We start from the raw sequence: 19,688 nt of genomic DNA, 5'->3' as shown, positions 1-19,688 counted from the left end.
CAATCATGGCCTTGATCCAGGTCAATCAGCATCGTCGTCGGAGCCGCTATCCGGGATCGGACCGCCCGGCCGGCGCGCGCCGCCCTGGCGGGCCAGCCGAGCGAGGAGGGACGGCCATGGCTCCGATACCGCGCTTGCGCGCCTACGAGGGACCGGCGGTCCTGTCCTACGGTTTCCGGCCCTTCTTCCTGCTGGCCTCCCTCTACACGGGCCTCGCCGTGCTCGCGTGGCTGCCGATGTTCGGCGGAGACCTCGCGCTCCCGACCGCGTTCGCGGCGCGCGACTGGCACGTGCACGAGATGCTGTACGGCTTCGTCGCCGCGGTGGTGGCCGGCTTCCTGCTCACCGCGGTCCCGAACTGGACCGGCCGGCTGCCGCTGCAGGGAACCCCCCTCCTCGTCCTCGTGCTCGCCTGGGTGGTCGGACGGCTCGCGGTCGGGCTGTCGGCCCTGACCGGCTGGCTTCCCGCCGCGCTGGCCGACCTGTCCTTCCTCGCTCTCCTCACCGCCGCGGTCGCCCGCGAGATCCTGGCCGGTCGCAACTGGCGCAACCTCAAGGTGCTCGGCGTCCTCGTCCTGCTCCTCGGCGGCAACGCGCTGTTCCACGCGGAGGCGCACCTGTCCGGCATCGCCGCGCACGGCACCCGGGTCGGCATCGCCGCGTCGCTGGCGCTCGTCATGCTGATCGGCGGCCGCATCGTGCCGAGCTTCACCCGCAACTGGCTCGCCCGCGAGAACCCGGGACGCCTGCCCGCCCCGGCGGACCGCTTCGACGCGGTCGCGCTGGTGAGTGCCGCTGTCGCGCTCGCCGCCTGGGTCGCGGTGCCGGAGGGGCCCTGGACGGGCGCGGCGCTCCTCGCGGCCGGGCTGCTCCAGGCCGTGCGCCTCGCCCGCTGGGCCGGAGACCGCACCTGGCGGGACCGGCTGGTCCTGATCCTGCACGTGGCCTACGGCTTCGTCCCGCTCGGCTTCGTGCTCGTCGGCCTCGCGGCGCTCGGGACGCTGCCGGCCGGGGCCGGCATCCACGCCTGGACCGGGGGCGCCATCGGCGTGATGACCCTCGCCGTGATGTCGCGCGCAAGCCTCGGGCACACCGGCCGGCCCCTTGCGGCGTCCCCCGCCGTGCAGGCGGTCTACGCCCTCGTCGTCGCCTCGGTGCTGGCCCGGGTCTGCGCCTCGGTCCACCCGGCATGGTTCGGCGTCCTGCTTCCCATCGCCGGGACCCTGTGGGCTGCTGCCTTCCTGGGCTTCGCGGCCGCGTACTGGACCGTGCTCACCCGACCCAGGCTCAAGTGAGCGGCGTCGGCATGGGCGCGTAACGCCGTCGCGCGGCGATCCGGGCCCGAACGCGGGACCACGAAAGCTGGAGCGCCCAGCCCTCGCGGTGGGCCGGGCTCAAGGCGCTGCCGCTCCTCGTCGTGCCCGCGATCCTCCTCGGTTTCACGGCACTCCCCGCACCTCGCGGGGAGACGGGCGCGCATCGGGGGCCGACGACGGTCACGGCCGGCGCGGGGCGTTGCCTCGCGCACGCGACGCACGTCCCGAGCGGGCCCCGGCTGCCGGACGGCGGGCGTCCAGGAGATCGCCGGCCGGCCCGTCCGCGGCCGTCCCTGCGCGTGCTGCGGCCGAGCCTCGGCAGGCGGAGCCGGACAGCTCCCTTGCGTTTGCTTCGAAGCATGGGCGCGAGCCGTCGAGGGATCGGCTGCGGCCCTTCAACTCCGCGAGTCAGCGACACCGGTCAGGATCTCTTCCGCGCTGAAATCCTCAGCGGATTTCCTGTTCCTCCTCGACATTGGCCGCATGATTTGACAAAGCTATGAACGAATTTGCGATTGTCTCCAAATCATCACATAACTTCTCGCACGACTCTAAAAATACGTCGTGAGTGGCGCCATCAACGTATCTGATCCTCTCCAGATTTTCAATTTCAGCTCGCAAATTCAGGATCTTAATATTGATTTCGGTGGCAATCTTCTCAATGTGAATAGCCCGAGAACCAAGATCGTCTCCTCTTTCGAAGGCGGCCCTCAGGTCGTCTGTGAGCCTCCTGAAGTCGTCTTGCGATGCGTTCACATTCAAGAATGGGATTACATTTTCCATTGCATCCACCATTCTGGTGTTCGGCCGCTCGCATAGTCGAGACAGAATCGTCGTGCGATGCAGCCGCTTTGCTAGTCTTATAGATAAATCCAACACAGAGAACAACTTAGCCGTAGGACGAACATTGCATATGCCGTAGGAACTATATCTATAACATGTGATAAGATCTCGACGGCTGACGATTTGGTAGATCTGTGCCGTTGTAATCTAGGATTGAGTGGCTCCGTCGTATGAGGCCGCGCGAGGCGGCTTGTCGGATGACGGTCCGCATTCCCCGTTCGGAGCGTCGATGCCCCGAACGGCCCGGCGAGGTCCTGCTGCGCGGCGGCGCGCAGCTTGCCGGTGCCGGCCCGTCGCGCGGGCGGCGGGCCGGGCGCGATCGCGGGGCACGACAGGCGCCGGAAGACGCTCCTCCAGGGTGCCGCGCCATCCCGTATCATCGCAAATCCGAATGATCCCTTCGGGATGGCGGATGTGGGCTTCGCTCAAGCGCCGCGCGGGCTCCTGATCCGCTTGATCCCTTCGGGTCTCGCGGATCTGGGCTTCGCTCAGGCGCCGCGCGGGCGCGTGATCCCGGATCCGCTCTGGTCAACCGGATCCCGGATCACGGCACTCCGGCGCCGCGAGGCAAGATCGCGACAGCCCTCGGTCGCAGCCGAGTGCTGGGCCGTCAGCGCTCGGCCGAGCGGGACGGACGGCTTCGTGCCCGAACCCGCTCAGGCGGCCTGCACGTTCCGCAGATACGTCGCGACCTCGACGCCGAGCCGGTCCGACTGACGGGCGAGCGCGCCCGCGGAGGCGAGCACCGGCGCCGACGCCGCGCCCGTCTCCGACGCCGCGTCCCGCACGCCCGCGATGCTGGCGGCGACCAGCTGCGTGCCCTGGGCCGCCTGCACCACGCCGCTCACGACCGTGTAGAGCCCGAAGCCGATCGCCAGCATCGCCGCCGCGAGGCAGGCGATCAGGAGGGCCTTCGATCGGCCGGCCGTCTGCTCCGAGCGGGCGAATTCCTGGCCGGTCTCCTGGATCTGGAACGCGGTCAGCTTCTCAAGCGCCGCGTGGGTGGGTCGGACCATGGTGTCGAGCGCGTGCTGGACCATCTGGCGCAGGCCGGCCGAGTCGGTCTCCGCGGCCTGCCCGATGCCGCGCAGCAGCGAGGCGTTCTCCCGCATGCGCGTCTCGACCTCGGAGGCGATCAGCTTCTCCTCCGGAGCCAGGTAGGTGGCCCGATAGGCCGACCAGGCCGAGTTGATCTCCGCCTGCATGCCGGCGACGCGCTCGAGGCCGGTCCGGGGCGCGAGCGCGCTCTCGCGGATCTCGCGCAGGATCGCGGTGATGCGGTCGTAGCCGTCCCGGATCGAGGCGATCTGCCCGAGGCAGACGACGCGATCCTGGTAGATGGTTCGGGTGCTGGCCGTGCTCCAGGACAGCGAGAGGTAGCCCGCCGCGACCGAGACCAGGAGCAGGCTGCTGAGCAGCAGCAGGGTTCCGACAAGTCGCGCTTTGATCGACGAGAGAGCAGTCATGGTACAGATTCCGATCGGTTCGAGGGGCGGCCCCCCGCATCCCAGCGATCGGTGCTCTTTTTATCGGACAAACATCTAAAATTTGATATACGACCGGTTAGCAGATGTATAATCTCACGTTGTATGCCTCTCGATAGCACCTGCTACTCGGTCACTTGTGATTGATGGCGCGGGTGCATCAGCCGGAATATCGCGTCGGTCTTAGGTCGTAAGCGGCGGAGGTCGCCCCGATGCGCCGGGAGCGAGAGGCCGGCGCCGCTCAGCGCCAGGATGGCGAGCCACCATCCGACGGGAGCGAACGCAACGCCTCCCGGGTGCCTGAGACCCTCGAACGAGGCCACGGGCGCCCGCCCGCGGCGGGCGGGGCGTCACGGGCAGACGCCGAAGGAGACGCAGTGGTCTGCCGTCGACAACTCCGCGCCGACGCGGCCGGCAGGCGCCGAGGCCTCCGACGTCGGCGGAGAGGTCAGCATCGTGGCCCAGAATGCCGCCGTGGCGAGGGCGAGAGCGGCGGCGAATAAGCTCAGCTTGTTCATGCAAGCCTCCCACATCGTGCCATGCGGCAGCCCGGTCCACAGGCGATCACCTGCGCGACGTTGTCGGCTGGCATCATGCACGAATAAAGTTCTCGCCCAAAGCACGAATCGTGAGACTAGTGTCGAATGGCAGCGGTTGCATTGCGTGCGATCTTATATTCACGCGATCGATCATCCTCCATCTGAAGGATGTCGCGGCGAATTCTTTCTTCTTCACGAGATCGCGCGCCGCACACACGCCGGACCGCGGGCGGCACCGCGTGGCAGCCGCTGTCCTCGTGCGGCCCGACCGGCCCCGGCCGGACCGCCGCGCCTGCGAGGCGCGCGGACGGGGCGGCGTCCCGGCGCGCCGGTGTCCCGCTCGCCCCTCCCTGAGCCGGCTGACCCGATCCCGCGCTAGAGCATTTTCCGACGAAGTGGATGCCGGTTCGTCGCAGAAAATGCGGCAGGATCGAAGATCGAGAGCAGCACCCGATTGCAACGTGATCGGGTGCTGCTCTAGGCCGCCGTCGCGGGGCGCGCCTGGATGATGGGCGCGGCCGCGGCCAGGATCGCGGCGCGATCGCGGGAGAGCGGTGGGTAGATGCGGCTGCCGTTGATCGTGCGCTTGATCGCCTTCGCCGCTGCGCCCTCGGCCATCAGACGTTCGCGGTCCCAGCCCGCGGTGTAGACGGCCCCCCACTCGCCGAGATCGAGCACCGTGACGTAATCGGGCGCCGCGAACGGTCGGCAAAGATCCGGCCGCTCTGCCAGGTCGCAGACCGCGTTGTGTCCCGCGAAGCGGCCCATCGGCCGCGCGTGCTGGCACGACATGACCGTCCGGTGACCGGCATCGTCGGCGTCGGCCACGGCGACGTCGCCCGCCGCGAACACGGCCGGGACGCCGATGACGCGCATCAGCGCGTCCACGGGCAGCCTGCCGAGGTCGTCGCGGGGTACCCCGAGCTCTCCGGCAAGGGGACTCGCCCGCATCCCGGTGGCACAGACCACGGTGAGCGCCGGGATCGCGGTTGCGTCGCCGAGGGTCACGCCCGCCGCGTCGACCGCCGCAACGCCGCCGACGACGGATTCCACGCCGGCCGCCGCCAGGGCCTGCCGAATGGCCGGCATCGCCGCGCCGCCCATCGCCGACCCGACCTCGGCGGAGCGGTCGACCAGCACGGTCCGTACGGGACCTGCCTCCCCGGCCCGGTCACGGGCCGCGGCGAGGCGGGCGGGGAGTTCGCAGGCGAGTTCGAGTCCGACGAGTCCGCCGCCGACCACGACGGCGGTCCAGCGTCCGGTCCGGTCCCGACCGGCACCGCGGCCGAGCCCGTCGAGGTGGCGGGCGAGCTGGCGCGCGCCGGCGAGCGTGTCGATGCTGAGTGCCGCGTCGATCCCCGGCACCTGGGGGCGGGTCAGGACGCTGCCCGGGGCGAGGATCAGCCGGTCGTACGCGAGCGTGAACGGGCCGGGCCCGCCCCGGGGCTGCACCACGAGGCGGCGCGCGACGGCATCGATCCCCGTGACGGTCCCCTCGATCCGGTCGACGTCGACGGGGCCGAGCACGTCGTCGAGCGGCACGGCGAGGGGCGCGAGGTCGGCCTCGTAGCAGCGCACCCGAATGACGTGAAACGGGTCCGGTGCGACGAGGGTGACGGCGACCTGTCCGCTCAGCCCGAGCGCGTCGCGGGCCCGCGCGGCCGCTGCCGCGCTCCAGAGGCCGGCGAAGCCGCCGCCCACCACCAGGATCCGCTTGGCCATTGAGAGTTGCCTCCGCGCACGGACCAGACGCTCTCACCCTAAGCATCATTCGCCGAAGTGGTCACCGGTTTGGCGGCAAGAATGATGCGAAAACAAAAGTCTAAGCAGAATTGCGCCATGCAATTCTGCTGAGCAGAGCCTCGCAGGCGCTGGAGCGGTCCGCCGCGTTCGCGGCCTCGTCCGGATCCACGAGCGCTCGTGAAGGAACGCTCTCGGCGCGGTGCCGCGTGCCGCTTCGGCGGCGTCCCGCGTGTTTCGATGACATCGGCGCATCTCGGCCCCTCGGATCTCCGCCTCGCAACTTGGGGGTGCGCGGCAACTTGGGGGGCGCTGGCGCCGCGTGCGGCCCCGCCTCTCGTCTCGGCGTGGAAGCTCCGGCACGACGCGGACGGCCGCCCGTGCCGGAACCGAGGCCGGACCGGGCACGAAGCCGCTCCGTGACGCGGCCGGGAGCCTCGGCGTGCATTCCGTGAGATCGAGCATGAGATCGGGGCAGCGTCGGCACGCAGGCTTCGTCCGTCGCGGCCCGCGCAAGAACGCGCTCGACATGCTGCCGGAAACCGGCCGCACCGAAGCCGTGGTCTCGGCGATCGCCGAGATGACCAGATGGTGCGTCGCTCCGGCCGGGACGTGAACGAGCGACGGCCGGCCGTCAACGCGACGAGGACGCTGGAGGAGGGCTGGGCCGAGACCCGCCGCAACTTGTTCGTGGCGGGTGCCGGACCGCGGGGCTCGGCCTGAATTTGGCAACCGGAGGCTCTGAGAGCTTGGGATCCTCTGCTGAAACCCTGTCCGAGGCAAAGCGTTTGGGCGTCGTCATCAGCCTGGGAGAGGGATCCCCCATGACAACGCGTCTTCCTATCGGTCTGGCCCTGCTCGTGCTCACCACGAACCTCACCCTTGCGCAGACCGCGCCGACTGCACCCACGACCCCGGCGCCCGCACCCGCGGCTCCAGCCCCGCAAACGTCCCCAACGCCCGCACCTTCGGCCCGAGCCAGCGGCGATCTGAAGGAATGGGAAGCCGCAAAGGCGAGCAAGATCGGCTTGGCGCAGGCACTGGCCACCGCCGAAAGTCAGGGCGGACAGGGCGGCCGTGCCATTGACGCCGACTTCGAGAAGGCCAAGAGCAACAATCCGGCCCATTGGGAGATCAAAGTCGTCTACCCGGATGGCAAGCTGGTCGAGCATTACATCAACGCCGACACGGGCGCGCTCATCAAGTCGGAGAACCAGCCGATTGAGCGCTACTTCACGCGCCTGAAGGTCAGCGATTTCCAGAACGCCAAGACCTCGTTGAAGGACGCACTCGCGATAGCCGAGCAGAAGGCCGGTGGCGGGAAAGCATTTGAGGCCGAAGTCGAGCGCGAGGGTAGCTCGGTAGCCTACGAGATCAGTGTAGCGCTGTCCGACAGGAGCCAGAAGATCAAAGTCGGGCCAGACGGTAAGGTGATCGACTAAGCACGCGAAGAGAACGCGACCGCCGCCTTGGAACAGGCAGGGCGGCGGGTGAAGGCGTCGGCCAGCTCATCCGACATCCGGTTGATGGCTTCGCCATCTCCGATTTCGGCCATGCGGATGGCGGCGTCGCTCAGGCGCCGCGCTCAGGCGCCGCGCAGGCGCGTGATCCGGGATCCGCTTCGATCAAGCGAATCCCGGATCACTGGCCAAGGCGGTCTGGACGTCGCGGAGCCCGGCCGCCATCGCGTCGGCAAAGAGAAGCCCGCCGCGGCAGGACCGGGCGGGCTGAAACGCTGTGGTGGTTCCGGACGATCAGAACCGAAAGAAGCTCGGCAGGGTGAACGACGGCAGCACTTTGAAGGACGAGAAGCTGAACGCCTTGAAGAGTTCCTTCGGCGGCAGCGGCTGCGGGTTGAGGCCACCTGACACCTGATCGAGGTCCGCGTCGGACATGGCCGCCCGCGTGTCGAGCTTCAGCTGAGCCGGTTTCGTCCGGGTCTTGAGCATCATCGTCTCCTCTGCGTCAGCGCGTTTGCTGACCAGCATCGTGAAACGGTGCGCGGGACGCGGCTGTGCTGCGCCACACTCCGGCCGCAAGAGCCGAGGTGTCGCGGCGACGAGGACGGCCCCCACGGCGAAGGGTGCCGGGCGGGCCAGGGCAGGCTCGAACGATCGTCTGATGAGGCCCGGTTGCTCCGTTGCCATCCACAAACGGCCTGGGCGATTGGGGCGAGGGTGTGGCTGAGCACGCGCAGGACAAGATCGTTGAAACCGCCCGTCAACTCGGCATAGGCTAACCAAAGTTGGTAGTGAATTTGGCATCGTGGCGATATTCGGCAATGGGGAAGCAGGGCGCGACGATGCAGGAGATCACTCACGTGCGGCAGGCCACCCGCGGAACGGAGATGGTCACGGACAACTTCTCGCATGTCGGGCGCTCGCGCATCATGCCCATCATCGGATCCAGGACGTTCGGATCCAAGACGTTCGGATCCAAGACGTTCGGATCGAGGACGTCACGACCATCCTGACGCGTGTCGAAGCGGCGTGAGGTGCGATGGGCAAACGACCAGGGCCGGGAGCATCGGCGGTCGCGCGTTACGGGGGGGCCGCGGTCGTGCTCGCAACCATGCACGGCAAGGAGCGGGCCATCGCGCCTCCCTTTGCCGACCACCTCGGCCTCATCGTCCGGCCGGCGCTCGGCCTCGATACGGATCAGCTCGGAACCTTCTCGGGTGAGGTTCCGCGCCGGGGCACCATGCTGGAGGTTGCCCTGCGCAAGGCACGGCTCGGCATGCACATCGCGGGCCTCCCGCTCGGGCTCGCCAGCGAGGGCACCTTCGGACCGCATCCGGCCGTGCCCTTCTTCCCGGCGGGCATGGAACTGCTCGTGTTCGTCGACGAGGTGCGCGGCCTCGTCGTCCATGAGAGCCTCGTGGACGAGGCCACGAACTTCGCGCATTGCGTGAGTGCCCCAGGCGACACCCTCGCGCCTTTCCTGGAACGGGTCGGCTTTCCGTCGCACGGCCTCATCGTCCGCCCCAACGCGGGTGATCCGCTCGTGGCCCTGACCAAGGGGATCACCTCCCGGACCGACCTGGAGCGGGCCGTTCGGGACGCTGCGGCCGTCTCCGCTGACGGTGCGGCGCGCCTGGAGACCGATATGCGGGCGCACCTCAATCCGACTCGGATGAGGAGCCTCGGGGTGCTGGCAGAACGCTTGGCGCGGCGCCTGGCGACGCCCTGCCCGGCCTGCGGCGCTCCCGGCTTCGGCCGCACGGGGACGCGGAGCGGGCTGATCTGCGAGGAGTGTGGAGAGCCGACCGACATGGTCGCGGCCGAGCTATTCGGTTGTCCCGCCTGCGGTCACCGGGACGAGCGGGCGCGCGGCGACGGGCTGAGCCGCGCGCCCGCGCGCTCCTGCCCCGCGTGCAATCCGTAGCGGTCGGGTCTCCTCCCGATCACCGGCCCGTCTCGTCGGAGCCGGAGGCTCCCGACCCTGCCCGATCCCGGACGCCTCGCTCTATTCATTTCATAGAATGATGTGTCATAAACAATCAATTTTCCAGAAACCATCCGATTAGGTACGAGATCTCGCGACCACAGCAGATCCCGAGGAGATCCTCGTGCCCATTCTCGACGTGCCGCTGCTCGCGCCCGCGGCGCTGCTCGCCTGCGCCGCCGCCTGCTTCTCGAACCGGGAGCGGCGCCCGCATGTCGTCCTCCGGCTCGCCGAGGGAGCGACCCTCGTTGCCCTCGCGGTCGCAATCGTCTCGGCGGCCGTGCTGGCGATGGCGGGGCCCGGTGCGGGCTCCCTGGTCGGGCTGCACGGAATCGGCCTCTCGGTCCGACTGGATGCGGTCAGCATCACCATGCTCCTGCTGGTGACCTTCATCGGCTGGATCGTGGTGCGCTACGCGTCGCGTTACCTCGACGGCGAGGAGCGCCAGGGCCTCTTCACCGGCTGGCTCTGCCTCACGCTCGCCTCGGTGCTGCTGCTCGTCACGGCCGGCAACCTCGCCCAACTGGTCGCGGCGTGGATCGCGACCAGCCTGTTCCTGCACCGCCTCCTGCTCTTCTACGGCGAACGCCCGGCCGCTCGGCGGGCGGCGCGCAAGAAGTTCATCACCGCGCGCCTCGGCGATGCCGCCCTGATCGCCGCGGCGGGTCTGCTCGCCGCGGCCTACGGCACCGGCGACCTCGGCCGGATCCTGGGCGCGGCCCGCGCCGGAGAGGGCGGCGGGCTGGCCGTCGCGGCCGCCGGCCTGCTCGCGCTCGCCGCCATGCTCAAGTCGGCCCAGTTCCCCACGCACGGGTGGCTGACCGAGGTCATGGAGACGCCGACCCCCGTCTCGGCGCTGCTCCACGCCGGCGTGATCAACGCGGGCGGGTTCCTGCTGATCCGCTTCGCGGACGTGCTCCTCCTCGCCCCCGGGGTGCTCGCGGTTCTCGTGATGGTCGGCGGCTTCACGGCCCTGTTCGGGGGCTTGGTGATGCTGACCCAGCCCGCCGTGAAGACCTCGCTGGCGTGGTCCACCGTCGCCCAGATGGGCTTCATGACTTTCGAATGCGGGCTGGCCCTGTTCCCGCTCGCGCTGCTGCACATCGTGGCGCACTCGCTCTACAAGGCCCACGCCTTCCTGGCCTCGGGCGGCGCCGTCGAGGCGGTCGCAGCCATTCGCCGCCCGGGGCCGGTCGCCGTCCCGGGCGCCGTCGCCGTCGGCCGCGCCTTCCTGTCCGCCCTCATCATCTTCGTGCTGGTCGGCCTCGGGTTCGGGCTGGCGCACAAGTCGCCCCAGGCCCTCGCGCTCGGCGCCATCCTGATCTTCGGCGTCGCCTACATGCTCGCCCAGGGCTTCGCCGACGCCGCGCCCCGGGAGCTGACCCGGCGCACCGCGGTCTACGCGGTCGCCACCTCGGTCGCCTACTTCGCGCTGCAGCTGGCCGCCATCCGCCTCACCGCGGGCGTGCTGCCGCCGACGCCGGCGCCGGGGCCGCTGGAATGGGCGCTGATCGTGCTCGCCCTGCTCAGCTTCGGGCTGGTCGCGGTCCTGCAGGCGATGTTCCCGCTCTGGGCCTACCACCCCGCGGCCGCGGGCCTGCGGGTGCACCTCGCCAACGGGCTCTACGCCAACGCCGCCTTCGATCGGCTGATCGGTGGCTGGTCCGCGCGCGGCGCCTCCTGACCGCTTCGGAGATCCTGCGATGATCGAGATTGTCCACTCCCTGCCGACCCCGCACGACGCCGTGAGGGCCGCGGCCGATGGTGCCGGACGCCTCATTCCGCCCCTGTGGCCGCTGGCCTCCAGCGTCGCCGTCAATCCCTTCCTGGGCCATACCGGCGAGCCGCTCTGGGCCGCCGGGGCGCGCCTTGGACGGGCGAGCGGCGCGGCGGTGACCATGCCCCGGTCCTGGTACCGGGACAGGATCGCGGCGGGGTCGATCACCGACGAGGATCTCCTGGACGCCCTGGCGGACGCGCCTGCGGACCTGCGCCCGGCCGACCTCGGCGCCCTGAGAGGCGCCGCCGCGCTGGACCCTGAGCCCGTGCGGCCCCTTCCGACCGTGGCGTCCCTGTGCGCGGAGGCGTCGGGGATCGACTGGCCGGGCCTGATCGCCGACCGGCTCGGTGCCTGGGCGGCGGGGCACTTCGACGAGGGGCAGGCCCTGTGGGCGGCTCCCTCGGGCGGGAGCACCCTCGCGCTCTGGCGGGCCTGGGCCATCCACGATCTGACCCCGGAGATCGCCGGACTGGGCGGGTTCGCTCGGCACGTCTCGGAGGTCCCCGACGGGGCTCTCCCGGCCCTCGCCCGCGCGGTCTGCGGGCTCGGCCTGAGCCCGGGCGCGCTCGAGAGCTACTTTCACCAGATTCTGCTCTCCCTCGGCGGCTGGGCCCAGTACGCCCGCTACAAGCTCTGGCAGGCCGAGCTCGCCGGGGGCACCGACGGGACGCTGAGGGATCTCCTCGCCGTCCGGGTGATCTGGGACGAGGCCCTGCTCACCCGTTACGGCGAGCGGATCGCCGAGAGCTGGGCGGCGGTGGCCGCCGCGCACGCCTCGCCCGCCCGGCCGACGCGCGACCTCGTGATCGATTCCATCCTGCAGGACGCCGCGGAGCGCGCGGCGCAGCGCGCGCTCGCCGCCACGCTTGCCGCCACGCTTGCCGGCGGCTCCCCCGGGGTCGGGGAGAGCCGGCCGGCCCTGCAGGCCGCGTTCTGCATCGACGTGCGGTCGGAGGTCTTCCGCCGCGCCCTGGAATCCCTCGATCCCGGCATCCGCACCCTCGGCTTCGCGGGCTTCTTCGGCCTCGCGACCGCGCACCGGCGCTTCGCGTCCGACATCGCGGAGCGCCGCCTGCCCGTTCTCCTCAATCCGGGGCTCCGCACGTGCGCGGGCGGTCCCGCTCTCTCGGACGCGGATCATGCGTCGCGGCTCGCCGCGCGCGCGCGCCGCGCCTGGGGCCGCTTCCGGCAGGCGGCCGTGTCCTCGTTCGCCTTCGTGGAGGCGGCGGGTCCCCTCTACGCGGCGAAGCTGCTCGGCGACTCGCTCCACCTGGGCGGCCCGGCGACGCCCCACGATCCGATGCCGCGCCTCGATCCGCCGCGCGACCTCGCGTCCCGGGTCGCGACGGCGGACGCCGTCCTGCGCGCGATGTCGCTGACCTCGACCTTCGCCCCGATCGTCCTGCTCGTCGGGCACGGCGCGAACGTGGTCAACAACCCTCACGCCAGCGCGCTGCATTGCGGCGCGTGCGGCGGGTACTCGGGCGAGGTGAATGCCCGCCTGCTGGCCCAGCTTCTCAACGATGCGGATGTGCGGGCGGGGCTGCGGGAGCGCGGCCTCGAGGTGCCCGCGGACACGGTGTTCCTCGCGGGGCTGCACGACACGACGACCGACGAGGTGACGCTCTACGCCGGGGATCTTCCGGGTGGGTCGCCCCTGCAGGGTCTGGAGCCGGTGCGGGTCTGGCTCGCGCAGGCGGGCAAGCTCGCCCGCGCGGAGCGCGCGCTCCGCCTGCCCCGCGCGCGCGACAACGCGTCGGTGGTCCGCCGCAGCCGCGACTGGGCCGAGACCCGCCCCGAATGGGGCTTGGCCGGCTGCAATGCCTTCATCGCGGCGCCGCGCCACCGCACGGCGGGTCAGCCCCTGCACGGCCGCGCCTTCCTGCACGACTACGACTGGCAGCGGGACGAGGGCTTCGGCGTCCTGGAACTGATCGTGACCGCGCCGGTGGTCGTGGCGAGTTGGATCAGCCTGCAATACTACGGGTCGACCGTGGCGCCGGAGCTGTTCGGCAGCGGCAACAAGCTGCTGCACAACGTCGTGGGCGGCATCGGGGTCCTGGAGGGGAATGGCGGTCCGTTGCGGGCCGGCCTGCCTCGGCAATCGGTCCACGACGGCGAGCACCACGCGCACGAGCCTCTGCGGCTGTCGGTCCTGATCGAGGCGCCGCGGCAGGCGATCACCGACGTCCTTGAGCGTCACCGCGAGGTGCGCGCCCTGTTCGACAATCGCTGGCTGCACCTGTTCGCACTGGACCAGGATGGCCGGATGGCGTGGCGCTACGCGGGTGACCTGCGGTGGACGAGCACCGCGGCCTCCGACGGCGCCGTGCCTGGCCTGCCGCTGAGGGCCGCCGTCTGACCGCCGCGCAACGCATGGGGCTGGGCCGACGCGGATCGCGACGGCCCAGCCCCTAATCGGCCGCCGACGCGGCGCGCGGCGGGGCGCTCGCGGCGATCAGCTCCTGCAGGATCGGGTTCGGGAAGCGCCTGGTCTGCACGATCGCGTAGAAGCGTTCCGCGACGTCCGGGATGCGGCAATGCTCGATCAGGAGCCCGGCGTGCAACTCGTCCTGCACGACGATCGGGGGAACGACCGCGACGCCGGTCCCCTCCCTCGCCAGCAGGCGGAGCATGGCCATGTCGTCGACCTCCGCCTGGATGATCGGGTGGATGCCGGCCAGCGACAGCACCCGGTCGAAGGCCACCCGGATCTCGCTGTCGAGACTCGGCAGCGTCACCGGGACGGTGCGCAGCGCCTCCGGGAAACGCAGCGGCTCCTGGTGCGGCCCGGGGTGTCCGACGAGGCTGACGGGCTGCTCGGCGATGAGGTGGCTGTGGAAGTCCGAGCCCGCGTCCCGCCGAACCGCGGTGGTGGCGAGGACCACGTCGATGCTGTGCATCTCCAGCTGGGCCAGCAATTCGCGCATCGTGCCCGAACGCACCACGAGTTCGACGTCCGAACGCCCGATCACGGGCCTGAGGAACTCGAGCTGGAAGTTGCGCGAGAGCGTGGTCAGCGCTCCCACGCGCAGCACGTGCTGTGCCGCGCGAGGGCGTCCCTGCAGCACCTTGATCAACTCGTTCCCGGTCTCGAAGACGGTGTCGGCGTAGTCGAGGGCGATCCGGCCGGCCTCGGTGAGGGTCAGCTTCTTTCCCCGGCGCTCGAACAATTGGTGTCCGAGCTGCTGCTCGAGCTTCTGGAGCTGAACCGAGAGGGCAGATTGCGACAGGTTGAGGACCTCGGCGGCGCGGGTGAGGCTGCCCTCATGGGCGATGCGGTGGAACAGCCGCAGGTGGTGGTAGTTCAGGGCCGTCATGCCGGCATATCTACTTAATAGAACGATGCGTGACAATCTTTGAATTTGCCGTCCGGCATAAGGGCATGTACGATCAAATCTGTTCAGTGGCCGCTTTGCGGAGATTTGCGTAACTATACCATTGAAGATCCGCAGGTGATCGAAGCATCTGTCGTGTCGACCTGGAAAATAATGTTACATTTAATTTCGTTGATGATGAACAGCCGGACCATCCTGATTCCAGGCGGATGGAACATAATGTAATTATTGTTACGAGTTGTATTGATAAATCATGGATCTTATTGTCGAGAAAACACCTCGTACACCTGCCTGACCAATAAATCGCCGAAAAGAGAAGCGACGTTCCAGCGGAGTCGGCCATGTTCATGAAAAACAATATATACCCTTTGGCTGGCTCAGCTGCAGCGGGTTCAACGCCGAGTGTGCTGGATTTGCTGCGGCAGAACAGCATCTTGGATGCTGATATCGACGCGGCCATCGACGCGTATGTCGCCAACCCGGCGACCCGATCGTACGTGCTGCAATCGTCGTACTGCATCGACTTCGATGAGGTCGTGGCCGCGATGCGCTCGGCCGCGCGTTCGGTCCCGCTCGTGGCCGGTCAGGTCGACCGGCAGGCCCTCATGTGCGCCCTCCTGCTGCACCGGCCGCGCCTCATCAGGGCAAGCGCGTCGGTCGCGCCGAAGGACCTCTACGAGATTGGCGAGATCCCGCCGCTCGGCCATGTGCCGTCCAGGATGTACGCCTGGGCGATCCGCCGGGAGCGGCACGGCCCGCCCGAGGATTCCATGCAGGTCGAGGTCGTCCCGACCTGGACCATCGGCGACGACGAGGTGCTGGTCCTCGTGATGGCCGCGGGCGTCAACTACAACGGCGTCTGGGCGGGCCTCGGCGAGCCGATCTCGCCCTTCGACGTCCACAAGGCCCCCTTCCACGTGGCCGGCTCGGACGCGTCCGGCATCGTCTGGGCGGTCGGCGCCAAGGTGAAGCGCTGGAAGGTCGGCGACGAGGTCATCGTCCACTGCAACCAGGACGACGGGGACGACGAGGAGTGCAATGGCGGCGACCCGATGGTCTCGCCGTCGCAGCGGATCTGGGGCTACGAGACCCCGGACGGCTCCTTCGGGCAGTTCTGCCGGGTGCAGTCGCGCCAGCTGATGCGGCGGCCCCAGCACCTGACCTGGGAGGAGAGCGCCTGCTACACGCTCACCCTCGCGACCGCCTACCGGATGCTGTTCGGCCACGCGCCGCACACGGTGAGGCCCGGCCAGAACGTGCTGATCTGGGGCGCCTCGGGCGGGCTCGGCGTGTTCGGCGTGCAGCTCGCGCACCTCAAGCAGGCGGCGGCCGCGAACCAGTTCGTGATCGACCGGCGGGTGGATCCGTGCATGAGCGAGCTGTTCCCGTGGGACAAGATCCCGCACGCCCATACCAAGATGTGGCGCAACCAGCACGCGCCCGGCAACATGGCGGTGCTGGTGAACGCCCAGAAGGCGGGCCTGCGCACCTTCGACGACGTGCTGGAACTCTCTGGCTCGCGCTGAGGCGCGAACCCGGCCCGGGCGCGCCCGATCATCGTGCAACCGGACGCTGCCCTTGCTCATCGATGTTGCCGCAACGTCTTCGATGAACCGGCATCCGCCGCGTCGGAAAACGCTCTCGCCGACGCTTGCTCGCGAGACCTCGGCCTCCGTCATTCTCGAGACATGGGTTGCCACGCCATGAAGGAAATCCTGGCCCGGCTGGAGGATTGCCGCGGGCATGCGCGGCGCGGCGGCGGCGACCGGCGCATCGCCGCCCAACACGGCAAGGGCAAGCTCACGGCGCGGGAGCGCATCGAACTCCTCCTCGACACCGGCTCGTTCGAGGAATTCGACATGTTCGTCCAGCACCGCTCCATCGACTTCGGCATGGAGAGGCAGAAGATCCCGGGCGACGGCGTCGTCACCGGCTGGGGCACCATCAACGGCCGCACCGTCTTCGTCTTCTCCAAGGACTTCACGGTGTTCGGCGGCTCGCTCTCGGAGGCGCACGCCCAGAAGATCATCAAGGTCCAGGACATGGCCCTCAAGATGCGCGCCCCGATCATCGGCCTGTTCGATGCCGGCGGCGCCCGCATCCAGGAGGGCGTCGCCGCGCTCGGCGGCTACGGCGAGGTCTTCAGGCGCAACGTCCTCGCCTCGGGCGTGATCCCGCAGATCTCGGTGATCATGGGGCCGTGCGCCGGCGGCGACGTCTACTCGCCGGCCATGACCGACTTCATCTTCATGGTCCGCGACACCAGCTACATGTTCGTGACCGGCCCGGACGTGGTCAAGACCGTCACCAACGAGGTCGTCACCGCCGAGGAGCTCGGCGGCGCCAAGGTCCACACGGCCAAGTCCTCGATCGCGGACGGCGCCTACGAGAACGACGTCGAGGCGATCCTGCAGATCCGGCGCCTGATGGACTTCCTGCCGGCCAACAACCTCGAGGGCGTGCCGGAGATCGAGAGCTTCGACGACCCCTCCCGGCTCGACAAGAGCCTCGACACCCTGATCCCGGACAACCCCAACAAGCCCTACGACATGGGCGAGCTGATCCGCCGGGTGGTCGACGAGGGCGACTTCTTCGAGATCCAGGCGGCCTTCGCGCGCAACATCATCACGGGCTTCGGGCGGATCGAGGGGCGCACGGTCGGGCTGGTCGCCAACCAGCCGATGGTGCTGGCCGGCGTGCTCGACGCGGACGCCTCGCGCAAGGCGGCCCGCTTCGTGCGCTTCTGCGACGCGTTCGGCATCCCGATCGTCACCTTCGTGGACGTGCCGGGCTTCCTGCCCGGGACGGCGCAGGAATATGGCGGGCTCATCAAGCACGGCGCCAAGCTGCTCTTCGCCTACAGCCAGGCGACGGTGCCGCTCGTCACCGTCATCACCCGCAAGGCCTTCGGCGGTGCCTACGCCGTCATGGCCTCCAAGCACATCGGCGGGGACGTGAACTACGCCTGGCCGAGCGCGCAGATCGCCGTGATGGGCGCCAAGGGCGCGGTCGAGATCATCTTCCGGCAGGACATGGGCGATCCCGACAAGATCGCGGCGCGCACGGCCGAGTACGAGGAGCGCTTCATGTCGCCGTTCGTGGCGGCGGAGCGGGGCTACATCGACGAGGTGATCATGCCCCACTCGACCCGCCGCCGGGTGGCGCGGGTCCTGGCCATGCTGCGTCCCAAGAGGGTGGAGCAGCCCTGGAAGAAGCACGACACCATCCCGCTCTGAGAGGCCCGGACCCGCGCACGACCATGTACGACATCGAGAGCAGCCCGATCTCGGCGCTGATCCGCAAGCTCACGGTGCGGACCGTGCTGTCCCGGGAGGACCAGGCAGCCCTGGCGTCCCTTCCCGTCCGCGTTCGCCGTGTCGGACCGGGGGCAGAGATCGTTCGCGCTGGCGACCTGCCGTCCTCCTGCTGCGTGGTTCTCGACGGCTGGCTGTGCAGCTACCGCGAGGGCGGGTCGAGACGATCGGTGTTGTCGTTCCACCTGCCTGGAGACTTGTGCAATGCATGCAGCCTGATGCTGCCGCTCGCAGAGGAAGCGATCGGCAGCGTGACCGAGGCCACGCTCGGGTTCGTGCCGCACGACGACCTGTTCGCCGCAATGGCGAGCAGCCCCCGTCTCGCCACGGCGTTGTGGCGCGAGACGCTGATCGCCGCCCGGATCCGCTCCGAACTGGCGCACCGATCGTCCCACGACCGTCCGTCGCTCGCCTTCGCGAAACTGCTATGCGAATTCTCCCTCCGTCTCACGATGTCCCATTCAGATCGCTCCGCAAAATCAGTGATTCCTCTCGCGAAAGCGCAATTTTGCTCTGCGTTAGGTTTGAATGATGTTTCCTTCGACTCGGCAATCGAGAGACTTATTGCTGATCGAGAGATTAGGGTGAACAATAATGAACTCGAAGTCGTTGATGTGAGAAGTCTGCTCAGATATGTCGATGATGACTTCGCTTACATCTGCGCTTTTCGACAGGCATCCTAGGTTCGATCTCGGTGTGCCGGCAGGCTGATCCGCCTGAGCGATTCGCCGATCCCTCGGCTCAATCCCAAAGCAATTCTCTGGATGTGAGCCGCGGCAAAGACGTGTGAGCGAGGCTTTATTGTAGAACGATGTCGAGAATTCAATCCTGTTGTCCATGCCGGTCAGCGACGGCAGTCTTTCGCGTTCGGGCTCTCGCATGCTTAGATGCGCCACCGGCGCGTCGTCGGTCGCTCTGCCAGGACGTGAGACGTCGAGCGTGACGCCGGTCTCGCAGGACCGGCGATCGAGCGCCTTCGAGACCCAGTCAGGGCCCTTGCCGACCTTGCATGGACAGCCCGCAGAACGCCGCCACGGGTCAGCAGAAAGTTCTTGCCGATAGAGCTGTCGAGCTTGGAACGCAGCTTCCGGCGCTGGCGTTGCCACTCAACATCTTGCAACGTGCTCTCGAGGTACCGATGGGTGACGCGGGTTTGATCTACTGGCTGGCTTTCTCAACCTTCGCGCTCGTGTTCGCAGTGCTGATCTGGCAGCGAGTCCAGGTGCACCGGGCCAAGCAGACCGGCGAGCGCTCCACCTTCACCGACACGCACGGTGGAGAGCCTCGGCCTCAGGTTGGGCTGGGGCACACCCAGATGGAGGCTCAACGGCGAGGCTGAGCCTCTCCGGATGGGCGAGCAGGCCGTGGCCGTCGTCGCCCGCTGAGCGCTCCTGCGCGGAGCACCGGGTGCGACTCAGGTCGATCACGGGCCTGAGGTCGTCTCGACGTCTCGCGTCCTGGCAAGCCGACCGACAAAGCGCTGGCGGCGTCGCTCAACGGCCGCCCGCGGGACGAGTGCCTGAACGCGAACCGGTTCTCGTCGTTGGCCGATGCCCGGGCCCAGATCGGGGCGTGGCGGCGGCCCGGGAGGCCGCCTAACGAGACCCGGAGGCCCACCCTCCGGCCGGACCAGGATCCGGGGGACCGCCACCCAGCTCTTCGGGGTCGGTCCACCGGGAGCGGCCATCCGGGCTCGAGGCCCGCGGCTTCGATCCGCGGGCCTCCTCCGCGCGGACGCCCGCACCCTGAACGATCCGCGTTCTCACGCGGCCTCGACCCTGAGCGGCCAATCGCGACGCTTGACGGAAATGTCCGGTTGCGGCGAGCATCACGGATAGGCGTTGTTCATGGATGGCGCGAGACGGCGTGCTCCTATTTGCCGCACTAACC

At 69.0% G+C, this 19,688-nt stretch carries 16 protein-coding genes and 1 pseudogene; 11 read left to right on the top strand and 6 right to left on the bottom strand.

All coding sequences use genetic code 11. The features are described from left to right. Positions 1 to 116: 116 nt before the first annotated feature. Positions 117 to 1,295 carry an NnrS family protein gene (locus M446_RS27370; protein WP_012335342.1) on the top strand — a complete coding sequence of 393 codons (1,179 nt, stop codon included), beginning with the start codon at positions 117 to 119 and terminating at the stop codon, positions 1,293 to 1,295. A gap of 468 nt (positions 1,296 to 1,763) precedes the next feature. Here the strand turns inward: M446_RS27370 and M446_RS37615 are convergent, their stop codons facing one another. The 4 genes from M446_RS37615 to M446_RS27360 all read right to left on the bottom strand — a co-directional run bounded on the left by M446_RS37615 (position 1,764) and on the right by M446_RS27360 (position 5,904). Next, entirely contained in the window at positions 1,764 to 2,111 is a 348-nt protein-coding gene (locus M446_RS37615) for a hypothetical protein (protein ID WP_150108743.1), read from the bottom strand. Between the two features lie 704 nt (positions 2,112 to 2,815). After that, the gene (locus M446_RS27365; RefSeq protein ID WP_012335341.1) at positions 2,816 to 3,625 is read right to left on the bottom strand and encodes an MCP four helix bundle domain-containing protein; all 810 of its coding nucleotides are present in this window, start codon (positions 3,623 to 3,625) and stop codon (positions 2,816 to 2,818) included. A gap of 368 nt (positions 3,626 to 3,993) precedes the next feature. Next, positions 3,994 to 4,161 carry a hypothetical protein gene (locus M446_RS38345; protein ID WP_018263894.1) on the bottom strand — a complete coding sequence of 56 codons (168 nt, stop codon included), beginning with the start codon at positions 4,159 to 4,161 and terminating at the stop codon, positions 3,994 to 3,996. A 498-nt stretch (positions 4,162 to 4,659) separates the two neighbouring features. Then, on the bottom strand, positions 4,660 to 5,904 hold the full coding sequence (locus M446_RS27360; protein ID WP_012335340.1) for an NAD(P)/FAD-dependent oxidoreductase: 1,245 nt from the start codon (positions 5,902 to 5,904) through the stop codon (positions 4,660 to 4,662). A gap of 606 nt (positions 5,905 to 6,510) precedes the next feature. On the opposite strand from M446_RS27360, the gene M446_RS39250 reads away from it, so the two are divergent. Continuing rightward, a complete protein-coding gene (locus tag M446_RS39250) occupies positions 6,511 to 6,645 on the top strand; it encodes a hypothetical protein (RefSeq protein WP_012335339.1) in 135 nt (44 codons plus the stop codon). Positions 6,646 to 6,746: 101 nt separating this feature from the next. Next, positions 6,747 to 7,364, top strand: a complete 618-nt coding sequence (locus tag M446_RS27355; protein ID WP_012335338.1) for a PepSY domain-containing protein — start codon at positions 6,747 to 6,749, stop codon at positions 7,362 to 7,364. 312 nt (positions 7,365 to 7,676) lie between these two features. Here M446_RS27355 and M446_RS27350 read toward each other — a convergent pair whose 3' ends face one another. Next, positions 7,677 to 7,874 carry a hypothetical protein gene (locus tag M446_RS27350; protein WP_012335337.1) on the bottom strand — a complete coding sequence of 66 codons (198 nt, stop codon included), beginning with the start codon at positions 7,872 to 7,874 and terminating at the stop codon, positions 7,677 to 7,679. A gap of 619 nt (positions 7,875 to 8,493) precedes the next feature. On the opposite strand from M446_RS27350, the gene M446_RS27340 reads away from it, so the two are divergent. From M446_RS27340 to M446_RS27330, 3 genes are all read left to right on the top strand, one after another. Next, positions 8,494 to 9,306, top strand: coding sequence for a DUF6671 family protein (locus M446_RS27340; RefSeq protein WP_265576442.1), 813 nt, complete (start codon positions 8,494 to 8,496; stop codon positions 9,304 to 9,306). Positions 9,307 to 9,490: 184 nt separating this feature from the next. Beyond that, positions 9,491 to 11,050: an NADH-quinone oxidoreductase subunit L gene (locus M446_RS27335; protein WP_012335334.1), complete on the top strand. Its 1,560-nt coding sequence runs from the start codon at positions 9,491 to 9,493 to the stop codon at positions 11,048 to 11,050. Between the two features lie 19 nt (positions 11,051 to 11,069). Next, positions 11,070 to 13,508, top strand: a complete 2,439-nt coding sequence (locus tag M446_RS27330; RefSeq protein WP_012335333.1) for a YbcC family protein — start codon at positions 11,070 to 11,072, stop codon at positions 13,506 to 13,508. Positions 13,509 to 13,560: 52 nt separating this feature from the next. Here the strand turns inward: M446_RS27330 and M446_RS27325 are convergent, their stop codons facing one another. Beyond that, positions 13,561 to 14,466: a LysR family transcriptional regulator gene (locus M446_RS27325; RefSeq protein WP_012335332.1), complete on the bottom strand. Its 906-nt coding sequence runs from the start codon at positions 14,464 to 14,466 to the stop codon at positions 13,561 to 13,563. Between the two features lie 623 nt (positions 14,467 to 15,089). Between M446_RS27325 and M446_RS27320 the strand changes: the two genes are divergently transcribed. The 5 genes and pseudogenes from M446_RS27320 to M446_RS39795 form a co-directional block, all read left to right on the top strand. Beyond that, on the top strand, positions 15,090 to 16,010 hold the full coding sequence (locus tag M446_RS27320) for an alcohol dehydrogenase catalytic domain-containing protein (protein ID WP_150108887.1): 921 nt from the start codon (positions 15,090 to 15,092) through the stop codon (positions 16,008 to 16,010). 177 nt (positions 16,011 to 16,187) lie between these two features. Beyond that, the gene (locus M446_RS27315) at positions 16,188 to 17,720 is read left to right on the top strand and encodes an acyl-CoA carboxylase subunit beta (protein ID WP_012335330.1); all 1,533 of its coding nucleotides are present in this window, start codon (positions 16,188 to 16,190) and stop codon (positions 17,718 to 17,720) included. 23 nt (positions 17,721 to 17,743) lie between these two features. Beyond that, positions 17,744 to 18,481 carry a Crp/Fnr family transcriptional regulator gene (locus M446_RS27310; RefSeq protein WP_012335329.1) on the top strand — a complete coding sequence of 246 codons (738 nt, stop codon included), beginning with the start codon at positions 17,744 to 17,746 and terminating at the stop codon, positions 18,479 to 18,481. 326 nt (positions 18,482 to 18,807) lie between these two features. Beyond that, on the top strand, positions 18,808 to 19,137 hold the full coding sequence (locus M446_RS38610) for a hypothetical protein (protein WP_012335328.1): 330 nt from the start codon (positions 18,808 to 18,810) through the stop codon (positions 19,135 to 19,137). Positions 19,138 to 19,254: 117 nt separating this feature from the next. Then, positions 19,255 to 19,686: pseudogene (locus M446_RS39795) on the top strand (integrase core domain-containing protein); the annotation flags it as partial. Between the last annotated feature and the right edge of the window lie 2 nt (positions 19,687 to 19,688).

This window comes from Methylobacterium sp. 4-46 (assembly GCF_000019365.1).
In the GTDB taxonomy this organism is placed as follows: domain Bacteria; phylum Pseudomonadota; class Alphaproteobacteria; order Rhizobiales; family Beijerinckiaceae; genus Methylobacterium.
This window is presented reverse-complemented; position numbering and strand designations above follow the sequence as displayed.

Coding starts and splice junctions, on each gene's coding strand:
- M446_RS27330 (WP_012335333.1), top strand. CDS start 11,070: ATGATCGAGATTGTCCACTCCCTGCCGACCCCGCACGACGCCGTGAGG.
- M446_RS27370 (WP_012335342.1), top strand. CDS start 117: ATGGCTCCGATACCGCGCTTGCGCGCCTACGAGGGACCGGCGGTCCTG.
- M446_RS27355 (WP_012335338.1), top strand. CDS start 6,747: ATGACAACGCGTCTTCCTATCGGTCTGGCCCTGCTCGTGCTCACCACG.
- M446_RS27325 (WP_012335332.1), bottom strand. CDS start 14,466: ATGACGGCCCTGAACTACCACCACCTGCGGCTGTTCCACCGCATCGCC.
- M446_RS37615 (WP_150108743.1), bottom strand. CDS start 2,111: ATGGTGGATGCAATGGAAAATGTAATCCCATTCTTGAATGTGAACGCA.
- M446_RS27350 (WP_012335337.1), bottom strand. CDS start 7,874: ATGATGCTCAAGACCCGGACGAAACCGGCTCAGCTGAAGCTCGACACG.
- M446_RS27360 (WP_012335340.1), bottom strand. CDS start 5,904: ATGGCCAAGCGGATCCTGGTGGTGGGCGGCGGCTTCGCCGGCCTCTGG.
- M446_RS38610 (WP_012335328.1), top strand. CDS start 18,808: ATGGACAGCCCGCAGAACGCCGCCACGGGTCAGCAGAAAGTTCTTGCC.
- M446_RS39250 (WP_012335339.1), top strand. CDS start 6,511: ATGGTGCGTCGCTCCGGCCGGGACGTGAACGAGCGACGGCCGGCCGTC.
- M446_RS27310 (WP_012335329.1), top strand. CDS start 17,744: ATGTACGACATCGAGAGCAGCCCGATCTCGGCGCTGATCCGCAAGCTC.
- M446_RS27315 (WP_012335330.1), top strand. CDS start 16,188: ATGAAGGAAATCCTGGCCCGGCTGGAGGATTGCCGCGGGCATGCGCGG.
- M446_RS38345 (WP_018263894.1), bottom strand. CDS start 4,161: ATGAACAAGCTGAGCTTATTCGCCGCCGCTCTCGCCCTCGCCACGGCG.
- M446_RS27365 (WP_012335341.1), bottom strand. CDS start 3,625: ATGACTGCTCTCTCGTCGATCAAAGCGCGACTTGTCGGAACCCTGCTG.
- M446_RS27340 (WP_265576442.1), top strand. CDS start 8,494: ATGCACGGCAAGGAGCGGGCCATCGCGCCTCCCTTTGCCGACCACCTC.
- M446_RS27320 (WP_150108887.1), top strand. CDS start 15,090: ATGTGCGCCCTCCTGCTGCACCGGCCGCGCCTCATCAGGGCAAGCGCG.